The organism is Streptomyces sp. NPDC059454 (assembly GCF_042749965.1).
Taxonomy (GTDB): domain Bacteria; phylum Actinomycetota; class Actinomycetes; order Streptomycetales; family Streptomycetaceae; genus Streptomyces.
The window spans coordinates 1-25,109 of sequence record NZ_JBHYVC010000023.1; the positions used below are offsets into that span (position 1 = coordinate 1).

Annotated in this window: 22 protein-coding genes and 2 pseudogenes; 8 read left to right on the plus strand and 16 right to left on the minus strand. The window is 72.1% G+C overall.

Annotated elements, in window-relative coordinates:
- The 6 genes and pseudogenes from ACFXAE_RS17825 to ACFXAE_RS17850 all read right to left on the minus strand — a co-directional run.
- Window positions 1–234 (minus strand): annotated as a pseudogene (locus tag ACFXAE_RS17825) (ABC transporter permease); the annotation flags it as partial.
- Between the two features lie 100 nt (window positions 235–334).
- Window positions 335–1,207, minus strand: coding sequence for a glycosyltransferase family 2 protein (locus ACFXAE_RS17830; RefSeq protein WP_384715356.1), 873 nt, complete (start codon window positions 1,205–1,207; stop codon window positions 335–337).
- Window positions 1,208–1,215: 8 nt separating this feature from the next.
- Complete coding sequence (locus ACFXAE_RS17835; RefSeq protein WP_384715127.1) at window positions 1,216–1,995, minus strand: CDP-alcohol phosphatidyltransferase family protein; 780 nt, start codon at window positions 1,993–1,995, stop codon at window positions 1,216–1,218.
- Entirely contained in the window at window positions 1,973–3,034 is a 1,062-nt protein-coding gene (locus ACFXAE_RS17840) for an iron-containing alcohol dehydrogenase family protein (RefSeq protein ID WP_384715130.1), read from the minus strand. Before ACFXAE_RS17840 ends, ACFXAE_RS17835 begins: the two co-directional genes overlap by 23 nt.
- Window positions 3,022–3,774, minus strand: coding sequence for a sugar phosphate nucleotidyltransferase (locus ACFXAE_RS17845; protein ID WP_384715133.1), 753 nt, complete (start codon window positions 3,772–3,774; stop codon window positions 3,022–3,024). The genes ACFXAE_RS17840 and ACFXAE_RS17845 overlap by 13 nt, the downstream gene beginning before the upstream one ends.
- The gene (locus tag ACFXAE_RS17850) at window positions 3,771–5,591 is read right to left on the minus strand and encodes a DUF5941 domain-containing protein (RefSeq protein WP_384715136.1); all 1,821 of its coding nucleotides are present in this window, start codon (window positions 5,589–5,591) and stop codon (window positions 3,771–3,773) included. Before ACFXAE_RS17850 ends, ACFXAE_RS17845 begins: the two co-directional genes overlap by 4 nt.
- 286 nt (window positions 5,592–5,877) lie before the next feature.
- On the opposite strand from ACFXAE_RS17850, the gene galE reads away from it, so the two are divergent.
- From galE to idi, 3 genes are all read left to right on the plus strand, one after another.
- Window positions 5,878–6,849: a UDP-glucose 4-epimerase GalE gene (galE, locus tag ACFXAE_RS17855; RefSeq protein WP_384715139.1), complete on the plus strand. Its 972-nt coding sequence runs from the start codon at window positions 5,878–5,880 to the stop codon at window positions 6,847–6,849.
- A gap of 146 nt (window positions 6,850–6,995) precedes the next feature.
- Complete coding sequence (locus ACFXAE_RS17860; protein WP_384715142.1) at window positions 6,996–7,934, plus strand: cation diffusion facilitator family transporter; 939 nt, start codon at window positions 6,996–6,998, stop codon at window positions 7,932–7,934.
- Window positions 7,935–8,082: 148 nt separating this feature from the next.
- Window positions 8,083–8,676, plus strand: a complete 594-nt coding sequence (gene idi / locus ACFXAE_RS17865; protein ID WP_384715145.1) for an isopentenyl-diphosphate Delta-isomerase — start codon at window positions 8,083–8,085, stop codon at window positions 8,674–8,676.
- A 1-nt stretch (window position 8,677) separates the two neighbouring features.
- On the opposite strand, the gene ACFXAE_RS17870 is transcribed toward idi, so the two are convergent.
- Window positions 8,678–9,139: an ATP-binding protein gene (locus ACFXAE_RS17870; protein ID WP_384715148.1), complete on the minus strand. Its 462-nt coding sequence runs from the start codon at window positions 9,137–9,139 to the stop codon at window positions 8,678–8,680.
- Between the two features lie 137 nt (window positions 9,140–9,276).
- Complete coding sequence (locus ACFXAE_RS17875; RefSeq protein ID WP_384715151.1) at window positions 9,277–9,933, minus strand: HdeD family acid-resistance protein; 657 nt, start codon at window positions 9,931–9,933, stop codon at window positions 9,277–9,279.
- A 116-nt stretch (window positions 9,934–10,049) separates the two neighbouring features.
- Here ACFXAE_RS17875 and ACFXAE_RS17880 point away from each other — a divergent pair, with 116 nt between their 5' ends.
- Entirely contained in the window at window positions 10,050–10,805 is a 756-nt protein-coding gene (locus ACFXAE_RS17880; RefSeq protein WP_384715154.1) for an enoyl-CoA hydratase/isomerase family protein, read from the plus strand.
- Here the strand turns inward: ACFXAE_RS17880 and ACFXAE_RS17885 are convergent.
- Complete coding sequence (locus ACFXAE_RS17885; RefSeq protein ID WP_384715157.1) at window positions 10,792–11,427, minus strand: DJ-1/PfpI family protein; 636 nt, start codon at window positions 11,425–11,427, stop codon at window positions 10,792–10,794. The genes ACFXAE_RS17880 and ACFXAE_RS17885 overlap by 14 nt on opposite strands.
- Window positions 11,428–11,437: 10 nt before the next feature.
- Window positions 11,438–12,406: a GlxA family transcriptional regulator gene (locus ACFXAE_RS17890; RefSeq protein WP_384715160.1), complete on the minus strand. Its 969-nt coding sequence runs from the start codon at window positions 12,404–12,406 to the stop codon at window positions 11,438–11,440.
- A 149-nt stretch (window positions 12,407–12,555) separates the two neighbouring features.
- Here ACFXAE_RS17890 and ACFXAE_RS17895 point away from each other — a divergent pair, with 149 nt between their 5' ends.
- A complete protein-coding gene (locus tag ACFXAE_RS17895) occupies window positions 12,556–12,687 on the plus strand; it encodes an LPFR motif small protein (protein WP_268253499.1) in 132 nt (43 codons plus the stop codon).
- A gap of 263 nt (window positions 12,688–12,950) precedes the next feature.
- On the opposite strand, the gene ACFXAE_RS17900 is transcribed toward ACFXAE_RS17895, so the two are convergent.
- Both ACFXAE_RS17900 and ACFXAE_RS17905 read right to left on the minus strand, forming a co-directional pair.
- Complete coding sequence (locus tag ACFXAE_RS17900) at window positions 12,951–13,133, minus strand: hypothetical protein (RefSeq protein ID WP_384715163.1); 183 nt, start codon at window positions 13,131–13,133, stop codon at window positions 12,951–12,953.
- Between the two features lie 104 nt (window positions 13,134–13,237).
- Entirely contained in the window at window positions 13,238–14,497 is a 1,260-nt protein-coding gene (locus ACFXAE_RS17905) for an MFS transporter (protein WP_384715166.1), read from the minus strand.
- Window positions 14,498–14,583: 86 nt separating this feature from the next.
- On the opposite strand from ACFXAE_RS17905, the gene ACFXAE_RS17910 reads away from it, so the two are divergent.
- Both ACFXAE_RS17910 and ACFXAE_RS17915 read left to right on the plus strand, forming a co-directional pair.
- Window positions 14,584–15,042, plus strand: coding sequence for a winged helix-turn-helix transcriptional regulator (locus ACFXAE_RS17910; RefSeq protein WP_384715169.1), 459 nt, complete (start codon window positions 14,584–14,586; stop codon window positions 15,040–15,042).
- 434 nt (window positions 15,043–15,476) lie between these two features.
- A complete protein-coding gene (locus tag ACFXAE_RS17915) occupies window positions 15,477–17,837 on the plus strand; it encodes a Tex family protein (protein WP_384715172.1) in 2,361 nt (786 codons plus the stop codon).
- Between the two features lie 100 nt (window positions 17,838–17,937).
- Here ACFXAE_RS17915 and ACFXAE_RS17920 read toward each other — a convergent pair whose 3' ends face one another.
- Both ACFXAE_RS17920 and ACFXAE_RS17925 read right to left on the minus strand, forming a co-directional pair.
- Window positions 17,938–19,584 (minus strand): ABC-F family ATP-binding cassette domain-containing protein, encoded by a 1,647-nt coding sequence (locus ACFXAE_RS17920; RefSeq protein ID WP_384715175.1) that lies wholly within the window; start codon window positions 19,582–19,584, stop codon window positions 17,938–17,940.
- Between the two features lie 48 nt (window positions 19,585–19,632).
- Window positions 19,633–20,655, minus strand: a complete 1,023-nt coding sequence (locus tag ACFXAE_RS17925) for an oxidoreductase (RefSeq protein ID WP_384715178.1) — start codon at window positions 20,653–20,655, stop codon at window positions 19,633–19,635.
- 45 nt (window positions 20,656–20,700) lie between these two features.
- Here ACFXAE_RS17925 and ACFXAE_RS17930 point away from each other — a divergent pair.
- Window positions 20,701–20,981, plus strand: a pseudogene (locus tag ACFXAE_RS17930) (FAD-dependent oxidoreductase); the annotation flags it as partial.
- Window positions 20,982–21,214: 233 nt separating this feature from the next.
- Here the strand turns inward: ACFXAE_RS17930 and ACFXAE_RS17935 are convergent.
- Both ACFXAE_RS17935 and ACFXAE_RS17940 read right to left on the minus strand, forming a co-directional pair.
- Complete coding sequence (locus ACFXAE_RS17935; protein ID WP_384715181.1) at window positions 21,215–22,936, minus strand: BCCT family transporter; 1,722 nt, start codon at window positions 22,934–22,936, stop codon at window positions 21,215–21,217.
- A gap of 140 nt (window positions 22,937–23,076) precedes the next feature.
- Window positions 23,077–25,035: a Xaa-Pro dipeptidyl-peptidase gene (locus ACFXAE_RS17940; RefSeq protein WP_384715184.1), complete on the minus strand. Its 1,959-nt coding sequence runs from the start codon at window positions 25,033–25,035 to the stop codon at window positions 23,077–23,079.
- Between the last annotated feature and the right edge of the window lie 74 nt (window positions 25,036–25,109).

Consider the following 25,109-nt stretch of genomic DNA (forward strand, 5'->3'; position numbering starts at 1 on the left):
CTGCCACAGCTGGCCGAGCTTGGCCTGGCTGTACTGCGCGGTCAGCTTCGCCCGGGAGAAGGCGAGGATGAAGTGCCGCCGGTCCCAGAGCTGACAGACGTACTCCCTGAGGGACGGCCGGGCGCCGCTGACGGACAGCCCGTACTTGGCGGCGAGCCGGTCCGCCGTCAGGCCCTCGTCGGGCGGCACGGTCGCGGTGGCCGCGGCCGTGCCGTCGTGCGTGGTCTCACTCACTGGTGGAAAAACTTTCGTCCTCGAGATGCGCGGCCCGCAAAGGGCCTGGCATGAGCCGGGGAGCCTGGGTACGGCCCCGATGTTCCCGGATACGAGCTTGTCAGATGACGGGAGGCCGGCCCAGTCGGGTCAGCCGCCACACCGTACGCCACTTCATGGGCCGGCGGGGGCCGCAGGGGGTGGTCCAGCCCTCCCGGAATCCGCCGAACCACGCCTTCAGCGCGGGGCGCGAGGGCCGGCGCAGGAGGGTGAGGAGCATCCAGACGCCCAGGTAGACCGGGACCAGGAACGCGGGAAGGTTGCGGCGGGCCAGCCAGACCCGGTTACGGGCGACCATGCGGTGGTAGACCGCGTGCCGCGACGGGGCGGTGGTCGGGTGGTACAGCACCATGTCGGACCGGTAGTCGATCATCCAGCCGGCGTCGAGGGCCCGCCAGGCCAGATCGGTCTCCTCGTGGGCGTAGAAGAACGCGTCCGGCAGCCCGCCGACCTCGGCGAGGACCTTGGTGCGTACGGCGTTGGCGCCGCCGAGGAAGGTGGTCACGCGGGAGGAGCGCATCGGGTCGGAGGCGCGCAGCCGGGGCACGTGGCGGCGCTGGGTGACCCCGGTCTCGGGGTCGGCGATGCGGAAGCTGATGATGCCGAGCGCCGGGTCGGCCCCGAAGGCCTCGCGGCAGAGTTCGGCGGTGTCGTGGCCGGCGAGCAGGCCGTCGTCGTCGAGGAACAGCAGGATGTCGACGTCGGTACCGCCGGGGCCGAAGGCCTCGATGCCGACGTTGCGGCCGCCGGGGATGCCGAGGTTCTCCGGCAGTTCGACGGTGCGTACGCCCTCGGGGACCTCCGGGACGGGCGAGCCGTTGCCGACGACGACGACCTGGACCGGGTCGCCGTCCTGCTTCGCGACCGAGTCCAGCAGGGCGCGCAGCTCGTCGGGGCGGTTGCCCATGGTGATGATCACCGCGCCGACCTTCATGCCGGCGCTCACTTCAGCCTGCTGGAGGCGAGGACGGACACCAGGTGCAGCAGGGTCTGCAGCAGGGCGATACCGGCGAGGACGGCGGTGCCCAGGCGGGTGAAGAACAGGTCGCCCTGGACCGCGTCCGCGATCGCGAGGACCAGGATCAGCAGGGACGCCTCGATGCCGAGGATGAGGCGGTGGAACTTGAACGCGGCGGCGGCCCGGCGGGCCAGCGCCATGCCGGAGGAGCGCATCTCGGAGGCGGCCTCCTTCACCGGCGGCAGCCCGTTCTGGTGGCGGGCGACGCCGACGAGGTCGGTCTCGGCCTTGACCAGGATCGCGCCGAGGGCGGCCAGGGTGCCGAGGAAGGCCCAGAGCCAGTCGATCCGGCCGGGGCCCCACGGGTCGGCGGCGCGCAGGCCGAGGCCGACCAGGACGGCCGCGTCGGTGAGGTAGGCGCCGACCCGGTCGAGGTAGACCCCGCCGAGCGAGTACTGCTTCTTCCAGCGGGCGATCTCGCCGTCGACACAGTCCAGCAGGAGGTACATCTGGACCATGACCACGCCGAGGACGGCCCCCGTGATCCCCGGCACCAGCAGCGCCGGGGCCGCGAGGACTCCGAAGACGGTCATCAGGTACGTGAGCTGGTTGGGGGTGACCCTGGTGTTCACCAGGTAGCGGTCCACCCGCAGGGACACCTCGCGCATGTAGAGGCGTCCCATCCAGTGCTCACCGCTGCGCCGGTCCTTGACCCCAGCGGGGTGCACGACCGGACGGAGTTCAGCTACTGATGGCCTTGACATAGTCGGCGTAGACGTCCTTGATCTGTTCGGTCTTCAGGTCGAGATGTTCGAGGATGGTGAAGCGTCCGGGGCGGGTCTCCGGGGCGAACTCGACGACCCGGACGAATTCGTCCGGCGTGAACCCGATCTCCTCCGGCAGCACCGGGAGCCCGTGCCGGCGCAGCACCTCGGCCATGTGGGCCGATTCCTCGTGGGCGCCGCGCAGGTACATCGCGAAGGCGGCGCCCAGTCCGCACTGCTCGCCGTGGGCGGCGGCCCGCTTGGGGTAGAGCAGGTCGAAGGCGTGGTTGATCTCGTGGCAGGCGCCGGAGGAGGGGCGGGAGTCGCCCGACACGGACATGGCGATGCCGGTGAGGACCAGCGCCTCGGCCAGCACCTGGAGGAAGCCGTCGTCGCCGACCCCGCCCGGGTGCCGCAGCACCGCCTCGCCGGCCTGCCGGGCCATGGCGGCGGCCAGGCCGTCGATCTTCTCCCCGTTGACGCGGTGGGCCAGTTCCCAGTCGGCGACCGCGGAGATGTTGGAGATGGCGTCGCCGATGCCGGACCGCACGAAACGGACCGGGGCCTCGCGGATGACGTTGAGGTCGATGACGACCGCGATCGGGTTCGGTACGCCGTACGAGCCGCGGCCCGCGTCGTTGTCGAGGGTCGCGACCGGCGAGCAGAGACCGTCGTGCGCCAGGTTGGTGGCGACGGCGACCAGGGGCAGGCCGACGCGCGCCGCCGCGAACTTGGCGCAGTCGATGATCTTCCCGCCGCCGAGGCCGACGACCGCGTCGTAGTGGCCGGCCTTTATGTCGCCCGCCAGCCGGATCGCGTCGTCGATGGTGCCGCCGCCGACCTCGTACCAGCTGGCGCCGGGCAGCGAGGGGGCGATCCGCTCGCGCAGCCGGGCGCCCGAGCCGCCGCTGACGGCGATGGCCAGCCGGCCCGACTGCGAGATGCGCTCGTCGGCGAGGACGCAGGCCAGGTCGTCGAGGGCACCCGGGCGGATGTCCACGACGACCGGCGAGGGGATGAGCCGAGTCAGTACTGGCACGCGATCTCCCGTCCGCGGGCGAGATCGTCGTGGTTGTCGATCTCCACCCACTTGACGTCGCCGATCGGCGCCACGTCGATCCGGAAGCCGCGGTTCACCAGTTCCTGGTAGCCGTGCTCGTAGAACTGCTGCGGGTCGGTCTCCCAGACGGTCTTCAGCGCGTCGGCGAGTTCGGCGGCGGCGTCGCCCTCGATGAGGGTGACGCCGATGTACTCGCCGGTGGCCTCAGCGGGATCCATCAGCTTGGTGATCTTCGTCATGCCCTTGGCGGGGTCGACGACGACCTTCATCTCCTCGTCGGCGAGCTGCTTGACCGTGTCGAGGGCGAGGATGATCCGCCTGCCCTCGCCGCGGGCGGCGAGCAGGGTCTTCTCGACGGAGACCGGGTGCACGGTGTCGCCGTTGGCGAGGATCACGCCGTCCCGGAGGGCGTCACGGCCGCACCACAGGGAGTAGGCGTTGTTCCACTCCTCGGCCTTGTCGTTGTCGATGAGGGTGAGCTCGAGGCCGTACTTCGCCTCCAGGGCCGCCTTGCGCTCGTACACGGCTTCCTTGCGGTAGCCGACGATGATCCCGACCTCGGTCAGACCGATCTCGGCGAAGTTGGCGAGGGTGAGGTCCAGAACCGTCGGTTCGCCCTCTATGCCCGCGGGCCCCACCGGCACCAGCGCCTTGGGAAGGCTGTCGGTGTAGGGGCGCAGACGCCGTCCGGCGCCGGCCGCCAGCACGAGGCCGATCATGCGGGTTCTCCTTCATCGTGTACGGCGGGCGCCCCTGCGGACACCCAGAAGCGGATGCTCTCGACGAGCACCAGCAGGGCCACGGCCACGGCGAGGACCGTGAGCGCGACGGTGAACTGCGAGGCCGTGAGCAGCGCCGCCAGGACGGCGACCGCGAGCGTGCGGCCCTCGTGCCCCCCGATCGCCCGCACCAGCCAGCGCGGGGACGCGCCCGCGTTGCCGCGGATGCGGTAGACCGTGTCGTAGTGATGGTAGGCGACCGCGGCCACCAGCCCGTAGGCCGCCGGAAGGGCCCCGTTCACGTCCGCGTCGGCCGCCAGTGCCAGGACGGTGCCGTACTCGGCGGCGCGGAGGAACGGCGGGACCAGCCAGTCGAGGGCGCCCTTGAGGGGGCGGGCGACGGCGAGGGCGGAGGTCAGGACGTAGCCGCAGGCGGCGACGGTCGTCCAGGGCCCGCCGAAGCCGGTGAGCACGGCCGTGGCGACGACCGCGAGACCGCCGAGCAGGGCGACGGCGGGGGCGGTGAAGCCGGGCAGGCGCCGCGCGGGGTTCTTCAGCGGGCCGGTGAGCGCCTGGGCGAGCGGGCCGGAGTCGGCGAGGTCCGCCAGCGCCTGCGCCGCCCGGTCGGTCCGGCGGGCCTTGCGGGTCAGCGAGCGCAGGACCCGGCCCGCCGTGGTGTACGTCGCGGCGAAGGCGCAGCCGATGAGCAGGGCGTAGAAGGTGATCCGGGGGGTGGTGACGGCCGTGAGAACGGCGATCATCGCCCAGCGTTCACCGATGGGCAGGACGATCATGCGGCGCAGCCAGACCGTCCAGCCGACGCTGTCGAGCTTGTCGGAGAGGGCGGCGGTGGGGCTCGTGTTGGCGGTGGCGTCGTGGTTGGCCTCGTTGAAGGAGAAGTCGACCACGTGCCGGCAGGTCTGCAGGACCATCGCGCCGAGCGCGAGGGCCCATACGTCGTCACCGCCGCGGGCGGCTCCGAGGGCGAGGCCCGCGTAGTAGGCGTACTCCTTGGCGCGGTCGAAGGTGGCGTCGAGCCAGGCGCCGAGGGTGGAGTACTGCAGGGAGTAGCGGGCGAGCTGGCCGTCGGTGCAGTCCAGCACGAAGGAGGCGATGAGCAGCACGCCGGCGGCGACGAAGCCGCCGCGGGTGCCGGTGGCGGCGCAGCCGGCGGCTATGAGCGCGGTGAGCAGGGAGGCGGTGGTGACCTGGTTGGGGGTCAGTCCGCGGCGGGCGCACCAGCGGGCGATGTAGCGCGAGTACGGGCTGATGAAGTAGGTGGTGAAGAAGCCGTCGCGGGCCTTGACGGCCGACTTCAGGCGTACGGCCTCGTCGTCGACGGCGGCGACGGCCTGCCGGGCCTCGTTGCGGGCCTGGGGGTCGCCGGGGACGGTGGCGACGAGGCTGCCGAGCTCGGGGCGGTGCACGTCGGCACCGTCGGTGCCGAGGGCCGCGACGACGCGATCGGCGAGGCTGTCGGCCGAGGTGGTGCCGCCGGCCGGCTCGGCGGTGGCCGCGGAGTTCTCGCGGGCCAGCGCGCGGTTCAGGGCCTGGCGGCCGGCCGGCTGGGCGGTGACGGCGCCGGGGACGGCGGCGAGCGGGAAGCGGGGGTCGGTGAGGCCGAGGCGCAGTGCGTGCACATGGCCCACGAAGCGGGCGTCGACCACGGCGACCCGCTGCCCGGCGGGCACCCCGGCGAGCAGGGTCTCGGCCTCGGCGGTGCCGGACGCGATCCGTACGTCGAAGCCGAGGGAGCGCAGATCGCCCTCGAGTGACGAACCGGGGACCGGCTGACCGGTGAGGATGGCGGTCGACAACCGAATCTCACTCCCTGGATACCGACGCGTCGACGCCGGTCATGTACACGATGAGGCGCCCGTTCGGATCCCCGGGCGGCATGTCGGCAGAGGTTATCGGATGTCCGGAAGCCCGCGTTCACCGCCCGTTCGGCGATTGGATCGGCACGGTTCGCCCGCGCGCCCCTGCCGCGATCATCATCGGTGATGCGGGGCCCGGCCCACAAACCGCCGCACCAGAACGGGCATTTGGTCCGAGTCCACATATCTGGGGCCGTCGAGTCCGCTCGGCATAGGGTGGGCGACCATGACATGGCTGATCACCGGCGGGGCCGGTTACATCGGGGCACATGTGGCGCGGGCCATGACCGGTGCCGGGGAGCGGGTCGTGGCGCTGGACGACCTCTCGGCCGGGGTGCCGGCGCGACTGCCCGCCGACGTCCCGCTGGTCAGGGGCTCGTCGCTGGACGGCGAGCTGCTGAAGCGGGTGTGCGCTGAGCACGGGGTGACGGGGGTGGTGCACCTCGCCGCGCGCAAGCAGGCCGGCGAGTCCGTGGCGCGGCCGACCCGGTACTACCGGGAGAACGTGGGCGGCCTCGCGACGCTCCTGGACGCCGTCGCCGGCGCCGGGATCGAGCGCTTCGTCTTCTCCTCGTCCGCGGCCGTGTACGGCGACCCCGGTGTGGATCTCATCACGGAGGACGCGCCCTGCGCCCCGGTGAACCCCTACGGCGAGACCAAGCTCGCCGGTGAGTGGCTGGTCCGGGCGGCGGGCCGGGCGCACGGCATCGACACGGTGTGCCTGCGCTATTTCAACGTGGCGGGGGCGGCGGCGCCGGAGCTGGCCGACACCGGTGTCTTCAACATCGTGCCGATGGTCTTCGACCGGCTCACCCGCGACGAGGCCCCGCGCGTCTTCGGCGACGACTATCCGACGCCGGACGGCACGTGCGTCCGTGACTACATCCACGTGGCCGATCTGGCGGAGGCGCACCTGGCGGCGGCCCGGGTGCTGTCCGAGGGGAACCTCACCGGAGACCTGACGGTGAACATCGGCCGCGGCGAGGGCGTCTCGGTGCGCGAGCTGATCACGGTCATCGGCGAGGTCACCGGCGACAGGCGGGCCCCGCTCGTCGAGGGCCGCCGCCCCGGCGACGCGCCCCGCGCGGTGGCGTCGGCCGCCCGCGCGGCCGAGCGGCTCGGCTGGACCGCCCGGCACTCGGTGCCCGAGATGATCGACTCGGCATGGCGGGGATGGCGGCTGCACCACGGCGGCTGAGCGGCGAACGACGTCGGCCATCACCTGACCTGCGAATCGTTTACGCAGGTCAGGGCAGATGACAACGGTGTTCAGTGCCGCGTTGCGGATACCCCCTCCCCGTAGTTCACTGTGATCCGGACGGGGACACGGGAAGGGGCCTTTCGATGGGGGCTGGGCACGATCACGGGCATGCGCACGGCGCGCCCGCCGGCGGTACCGCGAGCGCGGCGTACCGCGGCAGGCTGCGGGTGGCGCTGGCGATCACGCTCGGGGTCATGGTGATCCAGATCGTCGGCGGCCTGCTGGCGGACTCGCTCGCCCTGGTCGCGGACGCGGCCCACATGGCGACGGACGCCGTGGGCCTGGGCATGGCGCTGCTCGCGATCCATTTCGCGAACCGCCCGGCGAACGAGCACCGCACCTTCGGCTACGCCCGCGCGGAGATCCTGGCCGCGCTGGCCAACTGTCTGCTGCTGCTCGGCGTCGGCGGCTACGTGCTGTACGAGGCGGTCGAGCGGTTCGTCACCCCGGCCGGCACCGACGGCGGCCTGGCGATGTTGTTCGGTGTGATCGGCCTGGCCGCCAACCTGGTGTCGCTGGCCCTGCTGATGCGCGGGCAGAAGGAGAGCCTGAACGTGCGCGGCGCCTTCCTGGAGGTGGCGGCGGACGCGCTCGGCTCACTCGCGGTGATCCTCGCCGCGCTGGTGATCCTGACCACCGGCTGGACGGCCGCCGACCCGGTCGCCTCCCTGGTGATCGCGGTGATGATCGTGCCCCGGACGTGGAAGCTGCTGCGCGAGACCCTGGACGTGCTGCTGGAGGCCGCACCCAAGGGCGTCGACATGCGGCAGGTACGGGCGCACATCCTGGCCACCGACGGCGTGGAGGACGTGCACGACCTGCACGCCTGGACGATCACCTCGGGGATGCCGGTGCTCTCCGCGCACGTGGTCGTCAGCTCCGACGTCCTGAGCGCCATCGGGCACGAGAAGATGCTGCACGAGCTGCAGAACTGTCTGGGCGCCCACTTCGACGTGGAGCACTGCACCTTCCAGCTGGAGCCCGGCGGGCACGCGGAGCACGAGGCGCGCCTCTGCCACTAGGACGGGGCCGCCGCACGCCGACGCGCCGGGGAACACGGCCCGCCGCCCCCGTGGGGGCGTCCCGGGACATGCGGGTGCGTCAGGGAGTGCCGGGAGTGCCGGATTCGTGCGGCAGACTTGGGGCGCGAAGACCGAGTGAAGGATGGGTATGCCGATCACACCTGCCACCGCGACGAACAGCCCGTCGAACGGCGCCGCCGAGCCGATTTTGCTGGAACTGGTCGACGAGGACGGCGTGACGACCGGCACGGCGGAGAAGCTCGCCGCCCATCAGCCGCCGGGGCGGCTGCACCGGGCGTTCTCGGTGTTCCTGTTCGACGAGCGGGGACGGCTGCTGCTGCAGCAGCGGGCGCTGGGCAAGTACCACTCCCCCGGTGTGTGGTCCAACACCTGCTGCGGTCACCCCTACCCCGGTGAGGCGCCGTTCGCGGCGGCGGCCCGGCGGACCTTCGAGGAGTTGGGCGTGTCCCCGTCGCTGCTCGCCGAGGCCGGCACGGTCCGCTACAACCACCCGGACCCCGCCTCGGGCCTGGTGGAGCAGGAGTACAACCACCTCTTCGTCGGCATGGTGCAGTCGCCGCCGCGGCCGGATCCGCAGGAGGTGGCGTCCACGGCGTTCGTGACCCCGGCGGAGCTGGCGGAGCGGCACGCGAAGGACACCTTCTCGGCCTGGTTCCCGACCGTCCTGGACGCGGCCCGCCCGGCGGTCCGCGAACTGACCGGGCCGCCGGCGGGCTGGTGACCTAGACGATCCGCGAGGGCTTGAGCGGCAGGGCGGCCCAGATCACCTTGCCGCCGGTGGCGGTGTGCTCGACGTCGCACGCCCCGCCCGCCTCGCGGGTGATCTCCCGCACCAGGAGCAGTCCGCGGCCGCCGGTGCGGCCGTGGTCGGTCTCCAGGGCGGTGGGCCGGTAGGGGTGGTTGTCCTCCACGGACACCCGGACCCACTCGGCGCCGACGGCGACCTCGACGGCGAGCGTCGGGGACAGCAGCGCCGCGTGCCGTACGGCATTGGTGACCAGCTCGGAGACGATCAGCAGCAGTCCCTGAACGACGTCGTCCGCGACCGGTACCCCCTGGCGCAGCAGCAGGTCCCGCACGGCGTGGCGGGCCTGCGGGACCGAGGCGTCGACGGCCGGGGCGGTGAACCGCCAGACACCTTCGTACGGCAGCGGATCGCCGTTCTCACGCTCGATTGTCACCACACGTCGAGTGTTGGTCCGATCGGCTCCACACCTCGGCCCTGAACAGAAGTCAGCGGATATCGAACGTTTCCGACCGCCTGCGCATGACCCGGTCGCTTGCAGGATCGTTTCGGTCCACCCTGTGCCGGATCGGCGAACTATTCGGGTTGTACGGGTTTGGCGGCCCGGTGATCGCCGCCGTACGGCCCCTCCTCCGAGGCCCGCGCGGTCTCCTCGGCGGCCAGCCGGTCGGAGACCATGCCGACGATCCGGCGTCCGCCGTAGCCGGTGGCGATCAGGCCGAGCCCGTCGAAGAGCAGGGAGAGGGAGAAGAACGTACCGATGACGTACTGGCTGCTGCTGGGCCAGGTGGCCAGCACCAGGATGCCGAGGAGCAGTCCGAAGGCGCCCTGCACCAGCGTCCAGCCGAACTGCGGCCCGCGCACCACCAGGCTGCCGACGAGTCGGAACACCCCGCCGGTGAGGAACAGCAGCGCGGCGAACATGGTGAGCGCCTCGGCCGCCGCCTCCGGTGTCTTCAGGACGACCACGCCGGCCGCGATGTTCAGGGCCGCGACGACCACGCCGAGCCAGAAGAAGTTGGTGTGCCGGGCCTGGACGGCGTGCAGCAGTCCGACCAGGCCGCCGATCAGCAGCAGCCAGCCGAACAGCACCATCGAGGTCAGGGTGGCGAGACCGGTGTAGATCAGGCCGACCAGGCCCGCGACGACCAGGACCACGCCGAGCACGGCGAGCCAGCTGAAGCCGCGGCTCAGTTTCGCGGTCTCGCCCTGGGGCTTGGCGGACTTGGCCATGGCTGCCTCCTCGCTCCCGTTTCCCTCTTCCAGTCCCCGCCGTCCGCCCGTCCCCCGCCGGGTGGAGTCCCCGCCCGGCGGAGTCCCAGCCGACCGGGGCGGATAGCATCCGGCGCATGGAGCCCCAGTTGCTGCACGGCGTCACCGAGCACGTCGCCACGGTCGTCATCCGCAATCCGGCGAAGCGCAACGCCATGACGGCCGCGATGTGGGGTTCCCTGCCGCCGCTGCTGGAAACGCTGGCGGCCGACCCGGACGTACGGATGCTGGTGCTCACCGGTGAGGGCGGGACGTTCTGCGCCGGCGCCGACATCTCCACGCTCCGGGGGTCGCCGCTCGAGGCGCAGCGGCTGGCCGTGGCGGCGGAGGAGGCGCTCGCCGCCTTCCCCAAGCCGACCCTGGCGGCGGTCCGCGGGCACTGTGTGGGCGGCGGTGCACAGCTGGCGGCCGCCTGCGATCTGCGGTTCGCCGAGGAGGGAGCGTGGTTCGGGGTGACCCCGGCCAGGCTCGGCATCGTCTACCCGGCCTCCGCGACCCGGCGGCTGGTGTCGCTGGTGGGTCCGGCGACCGCCAAGTACCTGCTCTTCTCGGGCGAGTTGATCGAGGCCGGGCGGGCGTTGCGCACCGGTCTGGTGGACGAGGTGCTGCCCGAGGGGGAACTGGAGGAGCGGGTGGCCGGGTTCACCCGGATCCTGGCGTCCCGGTCGCAGCTGACGCAGGCCGCGGCGAAGGAGTTCGCGAACGGCCGCACCGACCGGGACGCCTACTGGGGCGAGCGGGCCGAGGAGAGCGGCGACACCGCGGAGGGCGTCGCCGCGTTCCTGGAGCGCCGGCCGCCGCGCTTCACCTGGAGCGTGTCTACGTCAGGATGAAGCGGCTCTTCGACCGGAACTCCTCGACGAGGTGCGCGGGCGCCTTCTGCGGGGAGCCGGCGTCGTAGGGCGGCTGCGGGTCGTACTCGGTGAGCAGCTGGACCGCCTGGGCGTGTTCGTCGCCGGCGATCCGACCGAGCAGGGTGAGCCCCATGTCGATGCCGGAGGAGACACCGGCCGCGGTGACGTACTTGCCGTCGGTCACCACCCGCTCCCCGGTCGGCTCGGCGCCGTACCGCTTCAGGTGGTCGAGCGCGAGCCAGTGGGAGGTGGCCCGGCGCCCCCGCAGGAGTCCGGCGGCGGCCAGCAGCAGGGACCCGGTGCACACGGACGTCGTCCAGGTGCTGGACGCGTCGGCGGTGCGCAGCCAGTCCAGCAGGGTGCCGTTCTCCATCTGGGGCGTCTGACCGGGGCCGCCGGGGACGACGACGATGTCCGGGCGCGGTACCTCTTCCAGGGTCTTGTCGGCGGTGATCGCGAGGACGCCGGTGTCGGTGCGCACGGGCCCGGTCCGTTCGGCGACGAAGACGGTCTCCGCGTCCGGGAGCCGGCCGAGGGTCTCGTAGGGGCCCACCGCGTCGAGGGCGGTGAAGCGGTCGAAGAGGACGATGGCGATCTGCATCGGCGGCCTTTCAGGTGCGGTCGGGTGCGGGGGCGGGCCGGAAGCGGCGGCGGTACTCCGCCGGTGACGTCCCGAGGGTCCGGACGAAGGCGCGGCGCATCGCCTCGGGGGTGCCGTAGCCGCTGGCGCGGGAGATCTCCTCGACGCCGTCACCGGTGTCCTCCAGCAGGCGCCGGGCGTGTTCGAGCCGTACCCGGTCGACGTAGCGGCCCGGTGTCGTGCCGGTCTCGGTGTGGAAGGCGCGGGCGAAGTGGCGCGGTGAGAGGGCCGCGCGGGCGGCGAGCGCCTCGACGGTCAGATCGGCGTCGGGGTGCTCGGTGACCCACTGCTGGACCTCGCGCAGCGGTTCGCGCCGCGCGGTCTGGGCGGCGAGCTGGGCACTGAACTGGGCCTGGTTGCCGGGCCGGCGCAGGAACACCACCAGATGCCGGGCCACCGTGAGCGCGACCTCCCGGCCGAGGTCGTCCTCGACCAGGGCGAGCGCGAGGTCGATGCCCGAGGTGACCCCGGCGGAGGTGGCGACACGGCCGTCCCGGACGTAGATGGGGTCCGGGTCGACCTCGACGGCCGGGTGGTCGCGGGCCAGCGTGTCGCAGTAGGCCCAGTGCGTGGTGGCGCGACGGCCGTCCAGGAGCCCGGCCCCGGCGAGCAGGGCCGCTCCCGTGCAGACGGAGACCAGCCGCTCGGCGCGCGGCCCGTGCCGCCGCAGCCAGTCGGTCAGCCGCGGGTCGGGCCGGCGGGTGCCCTGTCCGCCGGGCACGAGCAGCGTGTGCGGTTCCGGAGCGTCGGCCAGCGTCCGGTCCGGTACGACGGTCAGCCCGCTGGTCGTGCGTACGGGAGCGCCGTCCAGGGAGGCGGTGCACAGCCGGTACGTCCCCGGAGTGTGCCTCTCGGCGCCCGCGAAGACCTCCACAGGGCCGGTGACATCGAGGCTCTGCACGTCGTCGAAGAGGACGACGAGAACGGTTCGCTGCGCCATGCCGTCGATTCTCGGCGGGACCCGTGATGGCCGCAACGACGAGCTCCCCACCTTTTCTGCCATGACCGGACGGCATGCATGGTGGAGCGTTGACGAGGTATACGCAGTACTTCCGGCCAGGGAGGCCGGAACGACGAAAGGGGAAACACGTGTTCCGTGCCATCGCAGACGTCCTGCGCCAGATCGGCGGGGCCATCGCCACCGTCGTGACGCTGCCGTTCCGGGCGCTCGCCCGGCTGTTCGGCGGGGCCTCGTCCACCGCCCGGGGCCGTCGCGCCTGACGTCGCCCGTGCGTTCCTGTGACGGGGCGACGTCAGGTGACGCCAAGGTGAGTCGGCGAGCTGAGCGCGGCGCCTGTCACCGTCCGGGCATTCCGGTTGTCACCACCTGAAGTGTCCCACTCCAGTTGTCACCGACTGCGATCGTCAGGGTCGGCGTACGTCGACGGCGCGGTTGCCCGGTGATGTGGACACGGGAAGCGGGTCGTTCGGGTACGACGGTGAGGTTGCCGCCTCCTGTTGACGCGCTGTGGTCGCACCGGTGTTCATGGGCCGACCTGCTCGCCCCGGTCGATGCCGCCGGCGGCCGGGGCCGGGCCCGGTCGGGCCCCGGGGTGGGAGTCGCGGTGGTCGGTGACGCGGCGAACCACCAGCGAAGAGCTGACGCGGCCGGTCGAGGAGTCGCTCCGGTGCGGGTCGTGTCGGTCCGCTCCGATACGCGTGTTCACGTGACGACGAGAAGACGGTCACCGTCCCGGGCCGCCGTTTGTGAGCCGCTTCGGTTCGAGCTGAGGCTCGCGGAGTGCCCTGGGGCTGCAGAGACCAGGGGCACTCAAAGAACTTCGGGGTTGTCCCTCACCCGTCCGGCTCGGTCGGTGCCTTGCTTTTCCTCCCGTGCCCGGTGCGTGCCTGCTTCCTCGGATCGGAGGTTCGCGCTGTCGCGGGGTCGCCGGCTGCCGGTCGCCCAGACGGCCAGCGCGCAAGCCGCGAATCCGGCCCCGAGAAGACCGGAACCGGCCCAGCCGTAGGCGGTGAAGACGGCGGTGGTCGCGGTTGCGCCGAGGGCGGAGCCGAGTGAGTAGAAGATCATGTAGCTGCCGATGACGCTGCTGACGCGGTCCGGATGCGCGGCGGTGAGCAGGTGCTGGTTGGTCACATGGACGGCCTGGACCGCGAAGTCGAGAACCACGATTCCGACGAGGAGGAGCCACAGGGATCGTGGCAGCTGCGCGATCGCCGCCCACGAGAGGATGAGGAGGGTGAGCGCGAGACCGGTGACCGGGACCGCCCGCCCCGCGTCCGCCCACCGTCCCGCGCGTGCCGCACCGAGTGCGCCGGCGAGTCCGGCGATGCCGAACAGCCCGATCCGGCTCTCGCTCAGCTGCCACGGCGGATCCGCCAGCGGCAGGGACAGTCCGCTCCACAGCGTTCCGAACGATGCGAACAAGAAGAACGCGATGAGCCCGCGCGTCAGGAAGAGGCGCTGTCCGAACAGTCCGCCGAGTGAGACGACGACCTGCCTGTACCCCGCAGGCGGGTGGGGGCGCTCGTCCGACGGCAGTACCACGAGGACGAGGACCGCGAGTCCGAGTGACAGCACCGCGAGTACGCCATAGGCGCTCCGCCAGCCCCACACCGCGGCGAGCGTGCCGGTGACGACCCGCGCGCCCAGGATGCCGACCACGACGCCCGAGGTCACGACACCGATGTTCCGCCCGCGTTCGGCGGGCGGCGAGACCGAGGCGGCGTAGGCCACCGTGGTCTGCACCACGACCGCGAACGCCCCGGCCGCCGCGAGCCCCACGAACGCCACCCATGCGGCTGACGCCGAGGCCGCCAGGCTCATGCCCGCCGCGGTGATCGCCAGATGCACGGCGATGAGTCGGCGCCTGTCGAGCACGTCACCGAGCGGCACCAGCAGCACCAGCCCTGCCAGATAGCCGACCTGGCCGGTCGCGACGATCCACCCCGTGAGTTCCGCCGGCACACCGAGATCGCGCCCCATCGGCTCCAGAACCGGCTGCGCGGCATAGATGCCCGCCACAGCGACACCGCACACCACCGCGAGCAGTAACCGCCGCCGTACGTCCATGGCACTCCCGTCAAATCAGTAGCAGATCGCAACTGATTTGACCGTAGGGCATGATGGTTTCAATCCGCAACTCATTGGGAGGTGTCATGTCACGCATCACCATGCGCGCCCCGGACCCCGGCTGGACCGATCCCGACTGCCCCGTCGCCCGCACGCTCGACCTCGTCGGCGACAGGTGGAGCCTTCTCGTCATCCGCGACGCGATGGACGGGGCACGATCGTTCACCGAGTTCCAGCGACGCACCGGCATCGCCCGCAACATCCTCACCGACCGCCTCCGCAGGCTCACCGCGCACGGGCTCCTCGCCCAGCGCACCATGCCATCGGGCCGCCGCCAGGAATACGTGCTCACCCACGCCGGCCGCGCTCTCTTCCCCGTCGTCCTCACCCTGCGGCAGTGGGGAGAACGGCATGCCTTCGCCCCCGGCGAGACTCACTCCACCCTTGTCGACCAGCACGGCACCCCTGTGCCGGAAATCGTGGTGGCCGACTCCGACGGCACCCTCCTGGACGCCGACACCACCCGGGTGCGGAAGAACCGGTAGGGAGGAGACCCTCGGCGTCTTCGGACCTCGCATGCCTCCGGCACGAAGGGAACTCCGCACCGGGGCGGCCTCCTCGAAGGCCGCATCCGTCACGGCCGCCGGCAATCCACGTACCTCGGCACCGTCCTGGACCGGGCCATATCGAAACCGGCCACCCGGCCCCTGCCGCTCAGCGGCTCCCCTGCCCCGATGGGACGAGAACCGACACGCGCCGCATGCGACACAGCGGGAATCCGACAGCTTCAGTACGACAGGACAGGCGTCGTCGCCACCGGTACCGGGCTCCCGGATGCTCAGGGACAGGCGTCGCGCCCAGGTGACCACTGTCCCGCCCCGTCACAGGTCCCCGGGCGAGTCGCCGCCCTGATCCCCGATTGTCGGCGTCACCTGCCACAATTGCCGCGCAACCTCAGTGGAGAAGGCGGTACGGGAACGTGACGACACCCCTCGCAGGGTCCATCGAAGGCAGGATCGCCGAAGAGCTCGGCGTACGGGAGCGGCAGGTCAGGGCTGCCGTCGAACTGCTCGACGGCGGTTCGACGGTGCCCTTCATCGCCCGCTACCGCAAGGAAGCGACCGAGATGCTCGACGACGCGCAGTTGCGCACGCTCGAGGAGCGGCTGCGCTATCTGCGGGAGCTGGAGGAGCGCCGGACGGCGGTCCTGGAGTCGGTGCGCGAGCAGGGCAAGCTGACGGACGAGCTCGAGGCGCGGATCCGCGGCGCGGAGACCAAGGCGCGCCTGGAGGACGTCTACCTGCCGTACAAGCCCAAGCGGCGCACCAAGGCGCAGATCGCGCGCGAGGCGGGACTCGAGCCGCTGGCGGAGGGGCTGCTCGGTGATCCGGGCGTCGATCCCCTCGCCGCGGCCGCCGCGTTCGTGGACGCCGGCAAGGGGGTCGCCGATCCGCAGGCCGCCCTGGACGGTGCGCGGGCGATCCTCACCGAGCGGTTCTCGGAGGACGCCGACCTGATCGGCGAGCTGCGCGAGCGGATGTGGGTGCGCGGGCGGCTGGCCGCGAAGGTGCGCGACGGCAAGGAGGAGGCGGGCGCGAAGTTCTCCGACTACTTCGACTTCGCCGAACCGTTCACCGAGCTGCCCTCGCACCGGATCCTGGCGATGTTGCGCGGCGAGAAGGAGGAGGTCCTCGACCTCGTCCTGGAGCCCGAGGAGCCGGTGGACGGCCCGTCGTCGTACGAGGGGATCGTCGCGCGCCGGTTCGGGATCGCCGACCGGGGGCGTCCGGCCGACAAGTGGCTGGGTGACACGGTCCGCTGGGCCTGGCGTACGCGCATCCTGGTGCACCTCGGCCTCGACCTGCGGCTGCGGCTGCGTACGGCGGCCGAGGACGAGGCGGTGCGGGTCTTCGCGGCGAACCTGCGCGACCTGCTGCTCGCCGCCCCGGCCGGTACGCGCGCGACGCTCGGTCTCGACCCCGGTTTCCGTACGGGCGTGAAGGTCGCCGTGGTGGACGCGACCGGCAAGGTCGTGGCCACGGACGTGATCCATCCCCATGTCCCGGCCAACCGGTGGGACGAGGCGATCGCGAAGCTGGCGCGGCTGGCGAAGGAGCACGCGGTCGAGCTGGTCGCGATCGGCAACGGCACGGCGTCCCGTGAGACCGACAAGCTCGCCGGTGAACTCATCACCAGGCACCCCGAGTTGAAGCTGACCAAGGTGATGGTGTCCGAGGCGGGCGCCTCCGTGTACTCGGCCTCCGCCTTCGCCTCCCAGGAACTGCCCGACATGGACGTGTCGCTGCGCGGCGCGGTGTCGATCGCGCGCCGGCTCCAGGACCCGCTGGCCGAGCTGGTGAAGATCGACCCGAAGTCGATCGGGGTCGGCCAGTACCAGCACGACCTGTCCGAGGTGAAGCTGTCGCGTTCGCTGGACGCGGTGGTGGAGGACTGTGTGAACGGCGTGGGCGTGGACGTCAACACCGCGTCGGCGCCGCTGCTCGCGCGGGTCTCCGGCATCACGTCCGGGCTCGCCGAGAACATCGTGGCGCACCGGGATTCCAACGGTCCGTTCCGGTCGCGCGGCGAGCTGAAGAAGGTGGCGCGGCTCGGCCCGAAGGCGTACGAGCAGTGTGCGGGCTTCCTGCGGATCCGCGGTGGTGACGATCCGCTGGACTCGTCGAGCGTGCACCCGGAGGCGTACCCGGTGGTGCGGCGGATGGTGAAGTCCTCCGGTGCGGAGGTCGCCGCGCTGGTCGGGAACACGGCGGTGCTGCGGTCGCTGCGGCCGGAGGACTTCGTGGACGAGAAATTCGGGCTGCCGACCGTGAGCGACATCCTGAGGGAGCTGGAGAAGCCGGGGCGGGACCCGCGTCCCGCGTTCAAGACCGCCGTCTTCAAGGAGGGGGTGGAGAAGATCTCCGACCTGTCCTCCGGGATGGTCCTCGAGGGTGTGGTGACCAACGTGGCCGCGTTCGGCGCGTTCGTCGACGTCGGTGTCCACCAGGACGGTCTGGTGCACGTCTCGGCGATGTCGAAGACGTTCGTCAAGGACCCGCGGGACGTGGTGAAGCCGGGTGACATCGTCAAGGTCAAGGTGCTGGACGTCGACATCCCGCGCAAGCGGATCTCGCTGACGCTGCGGCTGGACGACGAGGCCGCGCCTCAGGGGGAACAGCGGGAGCAGCGCGGGGAGCGGCAGGGAGGCCGGCCGCCGAAGCAGCGGCAGCAGCAGGGGCGGTCCGGGGCCGGTTCCGGGGGGAAGGGGCGGCCTGCGGCCGCGCCCGCTCCGGCGAACGGGGCGATGGCCGACGCGTTGCGGCGGGCCGGGCTGGCGTAGGCGGCCGGCGTCGGGGCTGGGCGGGGGTGGGTGCGCGGGCCGGTGCTTGCCGGATGCCGCCGCGCCCACCCGTGCCGCCCTGCGGCACGATTGCCCGCAGTTACGTACCGCTCTCCGTCACCTTGCCGTTCCTTACCTCCAGGCGCCTGGTCACCTTCACCGCGTCGAGCATGCGGCGGTCGTGGGTGATCAGCAGGAGGGTGCCCCGGTAGGTGTTCAGGGCTGATTCGAGTTGTTCGATGGCCGGCAGGTCCAGGTGGTTGGTCGGCTCGTCGAGGATCAGGAGGTTGACGCCCCTGCCCTGGAGGAGGGCCAGGGCGGCCCTCGTGCGCTCGCCCGGGGAGAGGGTGGCCGCGGGGCGCATGACGTGGTCCGCCTTGAGGCCGAACTTGGCCAGGAGCGTGCGGATGTCGGCCGGTTCCAGGTCCGGTACCGCCGGGCGGAACGCGTCGAGCAGGGCCTGAGGCCCGTGGAACAGCGCGCGGGCCTGGTCGACCTCGCCGACGAGGACGCCCGAGCCCAGGGCGGCGTGTCCGGCGTCGAGCGGGACGCGGCCCAGCAGGGCGCCGAGGAGCGTGGACTTGCCCGCGCCGTTGGCGCCCGTGACGGCCACCCGGTCCGCCCAGTCGATCTGCAGGGACACCGGGCCGAGGGTGAAGTCGCCGCGCCGTACCTCGGCGTCCCGCAACGTCGCCACCACCGCGCCGGAGCGGGGCGCCGACGCGATCTCCATGCGCAGCTCCCACTCCTTGCGCGGCTCCTCGACCACGTCGAGTCGTTCGATCATGCGCTGGGTCTGGCGCGCCTTCGCGGCCTGTTTCTCGCTGGCCTCGCTGCGGAACTTGCGGCCGATCTTGTCGTTGTCGTTGCCCGCCTTGCGGCGCGCGTTCTTCACGCCCTTGTCCATCCAGGCACGCTGCGTCTGCGCCCGGTCCTGGAGCGCGGTCTTCTTGTCGGCGTACTCCTCGTACTCGTCGCGGGCGTGCCGGCGGGACACGTCCCGCTCCTCCAGATAGGCCTCGTAGCCACCGCCGTAGAGGTTGATCCGCCGCTGGACGAGGTCGAGTTCGAGGACCTTGGTGACCGTGCGGGTGAGGAACTCGCGGTCGTGGCTGACGACGACCGTGCCGGCACGCAGACCGGTCACGAAGCGTTCGAGGCGTTCCAGGCCGTCCAGGTCGAGGTCGTTGGTCGGCTCGTCGAGGAGGAAGACGTCGTAGCGGGAGAGGAGGAGGGAGGCGAGCCCGGCGCGGGCCGCCTGGCCACCGGACAGTGAGGTCATCGGCTGGTCGAGGCCGACGGCCAGGCCGAGGGAGTCGGCGACCTCCTCGGCGCGCTCGTCGAGGTCGGCGCCGCCCAGGGACAGCCAGCGCTCCAGGCTCGTGGCGTACGCGTCGTCCGCGCCCGGCGCGCCGTCGACCAGGGCCTGGGTCGCCTCGTCCATCGCCCGCTGGGCCTCGGCGACACCGGTACGGCGGGCCAGGAACGCCCGTACGCTCTCGCCGGGCCGGCGCTCCGGCTCCTGCGGGAGGTGCCCGACGGTCGCGGTGGGCGGCGAGAGGCGCAGCTCGCCCTGTTCCGGTGCGGTGAGGCCGGCGAGCAGGCGCAGCAGCGTGGACTTGCCCGCGCCGTTGGCACCGACCAGGCCGATCACGTCGCCGGGCGCGACGACGAGGTCGAGACCGGTGAACAGGGAGCGGTCACCGTGCCCGGCGGCGAGGTTCTTGGCGACGAGGGTGGCAGTCATCAGACCGCCGATCCTAATGGCCGCGCGCGGCCGGTCGCGCCCCGGTTCTCACCGCCCCACCTCTGTCACCCGTACCGTCCCGCCGGTGCGCGCGACGAGGTACGCCTCGCCCTTCACCGCCCTGCCGTCCAGCAGGACCCGGTGACGGCCGGGTTCGAGTACGCCGTCGAAGAGGTCCTGGGTGTGGGTGCGGGAGAGGCGGTCGATCCGGTACGCGGTGAGCCGGACCCGGCAGGACGAGGTGACCTCCAGCTCCGCCGCGTCGCCGGCGGCGGTGAGTTCCGTGAGGCGGCGCCGGTCCCGCGGGCCGCGCTCCAGTGCCTGTTCGGTCTGGGCGACGAGGAGCGGGACGACGGGGGCGAAGCCGTCGACGCAGGGCACGTCGACGCCGGCGGCGGCGAAGACGCGGCGGACGGCGTCGCGTTCGCCGTCGCTCACCGACCGGCCGAAGACCACGGCGCCGTAGCCGCGCAGTTCGTCGGCGGGGACGCCGTCGGCGTCGTGGGCGATGTCCGCGCCGATGCCGATGGTGCGCAGGGCCGCGGCGAGCCGGGCGAGCAGGGCTACCCGGGCGCCGATCAGCAGGACGCGGCGGCGGATGCCGGGGGCGTCGCCGTCGAGCAGGGAGGCGAGGGCGGTGCGGTACTCGGCACCGTGGAAGCGGAACGGGCCTATGCCGTGGTAGCCGTTGAGGTCCAGATCGGCGTGCTCGCCGGTCTGCCAGGCGAAGTCGCGCCAGACGACGTCCTCGCCGTCCCGTTCGATGACCGCGGTCACCGCGCCGCAGGCGAGGTCCTCGCACTCGGGGCAGCCGTAGACGATGTACCGGCCGGCGGGCAGCGGCGCCTCGGTCTCCAGCAGCAGGCTGTGGACCTGGGCGGTGAAGAGGGAGGGCGGGACGTCGGAGGCGAGCGGGGAGACGGCGTCCAGGTCGGAGAGGCGGAAGAGCAGCGGGCGTCCGTCGACGACGAAGTCGACGAAGTCCCGGTGGACTTGGTAGGCACCGCCTGCGAGGAGCCCACCGGCTCTCATCGCCGGCGCCAGGCCGAAGGTCGCGTACTCGGCAGACATGCTGTGAGTATTCCCACCGCGGGACGGACCTGAGCACGGCACGACATATTCCGCTACGGTCCCCCGACGGGAACCGGACTGGACCGCGATGTCCTGGTGATCGGCGGCGGGTCGTCGGGCTGACGACGGCCGTGGTGCTCGCCGAGCGCGGCGTGCGGGTACGGCTGTGGACGCGCGATCCGGTCGAGCGGACCACCTCGGCGGTCGCCGGCGCGCTGTGGTGGACCTACCGGATCGATCCGGTGGTGTCGGCGCGCGCGTGGGCGCTGCGCTCGCTGGAGGCGTACAGGGAGCCGGCGGCGCGGCCGGCTCGGGACACGGTGCGTCCGGAGCGCGTGCCCCTGCCCGGCGGGCGGGCCCTGGCGCACGACTACGGTCACAGCGATGCGGGGGCCACGGTGGCACGGGGTTGTGCGGAGGAGGCGGCAGTACTCGCCGCCCGCCGAACCGGCCGGGGCCGCGCCCGGCCGACCGGCGTCGGCAAGGTGCCTCCCCGAGGGGGTGCCCGAGCCCACCCGTGCCGCTCTGAGGCACGGGTGGGCTCGGGCCGCCACGGGGGTCAGTGTTTGCCGATGGGGTCGCCCTCCACGTCCGGGCCGCGGCCCGGACCCACCCGGAGTTCGAATTCGCCGTCGTATTTCTTGTGGCCCTCGATGACGGCGAGTTCCACCGCCTCGGAGGCCATCTCGCCCCGCACGACGAGCGGGTCGCGGCGCAGGTCGCGCATGAGTGCCACGCACATGAGGATCATCACGATGACGAACGGGGCCGCCGCGAGGATCGTGAGGTTCTGCAGGCCGGTCAGCGCGTCACCCTGCCCGCTGCCGACCAGCAGCATGATCGCCGCCACCGCGCCGGTGACCACGCCCCAGAACACCACCACCCAGCGGCTGGGTTCGAGCGCGCCCCGCTGCGAGAGGGTGCCCATCACGACGGAGGCCGCGTCGGCGCCCGAGACGAAGAAGATGCCGACGAGGATCATCACCAGCAGGCTGGTGACGGTGGCGACGGGGTACTCCTGCAGCACGGCGAAGAGCCGGCCCTCGGGGGTCGTCTCGCCGCCGAGCCGGTTCTGCTCCTGGAGCCTCATCGCCGAGCCGCCGAAGATCGCGAACCAGACCAGGCTGACCGTGCTGGGCACGAGAATGACTCCGCCGATGAACTGGCGGATGGTCCGGCCCCGGCTGATACGGGCGATGAACATGCCGACGAAGGGCGTCCAGGAGATCCACCAGGCCCAGTAGAAGACGGTCCAGCTGCCCAGCCAGTCGGCGACGCCCTCGCCACCGCTGATCTCGGTGCGGCCGGCCAGCTCGGGCAGGTCGCCGAGGTAGGCGAAGACCGAGGTCGGCAGCAGGTCCAGGATGAGGATGGTCGGGCCCGCGACGAACACGAACACGGCCAGGATCAGGGCCAGCACCATGTTGGTGTTGGACAGCCACTGGATGCCCTTCTCCACACCGGAGACCGCGGAGGCCACGAACGCCACGGTCAGCACCGCGATGATGCCGACCAGCAGCCCGGTGCTGACCTTGTCCATCCAGTCGAGCTTCTCCACACCGGAGCCGATCTGCAGCGCGCCGAGGCCGAGCGAGGCCGCGGAGCCGAAGACCGTCGCGATGATGGCGAGCACGTCGATGACCCGGCCGCCGACGCCGCCCGCGTGCTTCTCCCCGATGAGCGGGGTGAACACGGCGCTGATGGTCTGACGGCGGCGCCTGCGGAAGGTGCTGTAGGCGATGGCGAGGCCGACCACCGCGTAGATCGCCCACGGGTGGAGCGTCCAGTGGAAGAGGGTGGTCGCCATGGCCGTCTCCATGCGATCGCCCGAGTCGGCCGGGCTGGTGCCCGGCGGGGGCGTCGTGTAGTGCGCCAGCGGTTCGCTCACACCCCAGAACATCAGGCCGATGCCCATGCCGGCGCTGAACATCATGGCGATCCACGACACCGTGCGGAACTCCGGTTCCTCGCCCTCGGCGCCGAGGTGGATCCGGCCGTAGCGGCCGGCCGCGAGCCAGAGGGCGAAGACGACGAAGCCGGAGGCGGCCAGCATGAACGCCCAGCCGCCGTTGTGCATCAGCCCGCCGAGCATGGTGGTGGAGGCGTCCTCGAGCGAGTCCGTCCCGATGGCGCCCCACAGCACGAACGCGAGGGTGAGTACGGCGGTGACGCCGAACACCACCCGGTCGGTCCGCGGGTGCCCCCGGCCCGGCAGGCCCGCTTCGGAGCCAGGCAGCGGGCCCGCCGTGTCGTCCTTGTCGCTGTGCTGGTCATGCGTCACAGGCGGCACCTTTCCTCAGAGCCGTGGGGCGGAGAGCGCTCCTCCCGTTACGCCCCTACCACCTTTGGCGCAAAACTCACCTCAGCGGCAGAAAGTCCCGGCCTTCCCCTCCACCAGGTGGTACCCGGCGGGGGCGCGTTTCATCGGGCCTCCCCGGGGACGCGGTGGGCGGTGACGTCCGGCCGGTCCACGCCGTCCAGGACGGAGTCCGGGGCCGCGGTGTGCGAGCCCGCCGTGGCGCGGGCGAACGCGGCCGTTCCGCCGACGAACGGCACCCGCACGGAGGTACGGGCCAGGTCGAGGGTGAGCGTCGGGGTGTCGGCCGGGGGATCGATCAGGCCCCGGTCGGTGCCGGCGACGATCAGTGCCAGGCGGTGGCCCTCGGGGACGACGTGGTCGGTGGCCGCCAGGTCGAGGGTGATGGTGTACCGCTTGCCGGGGGTGAGCGGCTCGCCCTTTCCGTCGTCGGCGTGGTTGCCGAGGTCGGCCCAGCCACGGCTGACGATCGTGTGCTCGACGTCGGTGGTCGTGGCGCGGGTCTCCTGGAAGCAGGAGCTGTCGCCCGCGGTGCTCGCGCCCCAGCAGGTGCGCTCGGGGAGGGTGGTGATGCCTTCTCCGTCGGCGGCGTAGTCGCGGATGGTGTCGGGACCGAGGTCCACGAGTACGGCGGAGAGGTGGGCCGTGGGCGTGCTGGGGGTGGCGGTGACGGTGACCCGGGAGGCGCCGGACAGGCGCAGGTCGCGGGTGAGCGAACCGGTGACGAAGCCTGCCTTGTCCGGGGTCGGGGTGTCGACGCGGGCGGCCCAGTCGGTCTCGCTCAGCCGCGGGTCGTCGGTGAAGGCCTCGGTTCCCCCGCTCCTGCGCAGGCCGAGGGTGCCGACGCCGGCCTCGGCGCCCGGGGCGGGACGCAGGGTCGTGGTGTGCGTGCCGCGCGGCGGCCAGCTCTTCGAGGTGACCCACTGGTCGGGCCCGCGTTCGATGTCGGCCATGGGCTCGCGGTCGACGCCGTTGTCGTAGCCGAGGAGTTCGTGGTCGAACCAGCGGTGCAGGGTGTCGACCCACTCGGCGCGGCGGAAGTCGAAGGGGTCGACGTGGCCGGTCCGGGAGAGCCAGATCTTGCGCTCGACGCCGTTCTTCGCGAGGGCGTCCCACCACGGGCCGACGTGCTGCATCCGTACGTTGAGGTCCTGCATGCCGTGCACCAGGAAGACGCTGGCCTTCACCTTCTTCGCGGCGCGCACGTAGTCGCGTTCGGTCCACAGGGGCGTCCGGTCGCCGGTGCGCGGGGCGCCCTCGACGAGTTCGCGCTGGACCTCGTCGCACCGGTCGCGGGCCTCGGGTGTCTCGACGTACTGGGACAGCCAGTCGGGGCCGGAGTCGTAGAGCGGGGCGCCCCGGGTGAAGTAGTAGTCGTACCAGGAGGAGATGGCGGCGATCGGAACGATGGTCTCCAGGCCCTCGACGCCGGTGGCGGCGACGCCGTTGGCGATGGTGCCGTCCCAGCTCTTGCCGATCATGCCGGTGCGGCCGTTGGTCCAGTCTGCCCCGGCCCGTTCGGTGCCGGTGCGGGTGGTGTACGCCGTGCCGCGGCCGTTCAGCCAGTCGACGACGGCCTTCGCGGACTGGATGTCGGAGCGGCCTCCGACGTCCACACAGCCGTCGGACCGGTTGGTTCCGGCCAGGTCGACGCCGACGACGGCGTAGCCGCGCGGCACGAAGTAGTTGTCGTAGAACAGCGGCATCCGCACGACGTCGCCGTTCGCGTCGTAGGTCTTCTTCTGGCTCTCGTTGCCGCGCCCGCAGCAGGAGTAGTACGGGCTGGCGTCCATGATGACGGGAACCTTCCGGCCCCGCTGTGCGGGTTCGCGGGGCCGGACGATGTCGACGGCGACCCGGTCGGTGCGTCCGTCCCGGTCCTCGTCGAGTCCGGTGTCCACCCAGACGGCCTCGCGGACGGCGTCGTCGTAGGAGTGGACGGGCAGGCTCTCGCGCGGTGGCGCGGCGTGTGCGGCCGTGGGGGTGAGGAGCGTGGCCGTCAGGACGGCGGTGGCCGCCGTCGCGAGCGGTCTCCAGGTCGTGAAGCGCGTGCGTTTCGGCATGCGCGGGACGGTACATGGGTGAACTCGGGTGCATAAGAGGGCGGTTGACGCCTCATGAAGCCACCGGCGGCTGA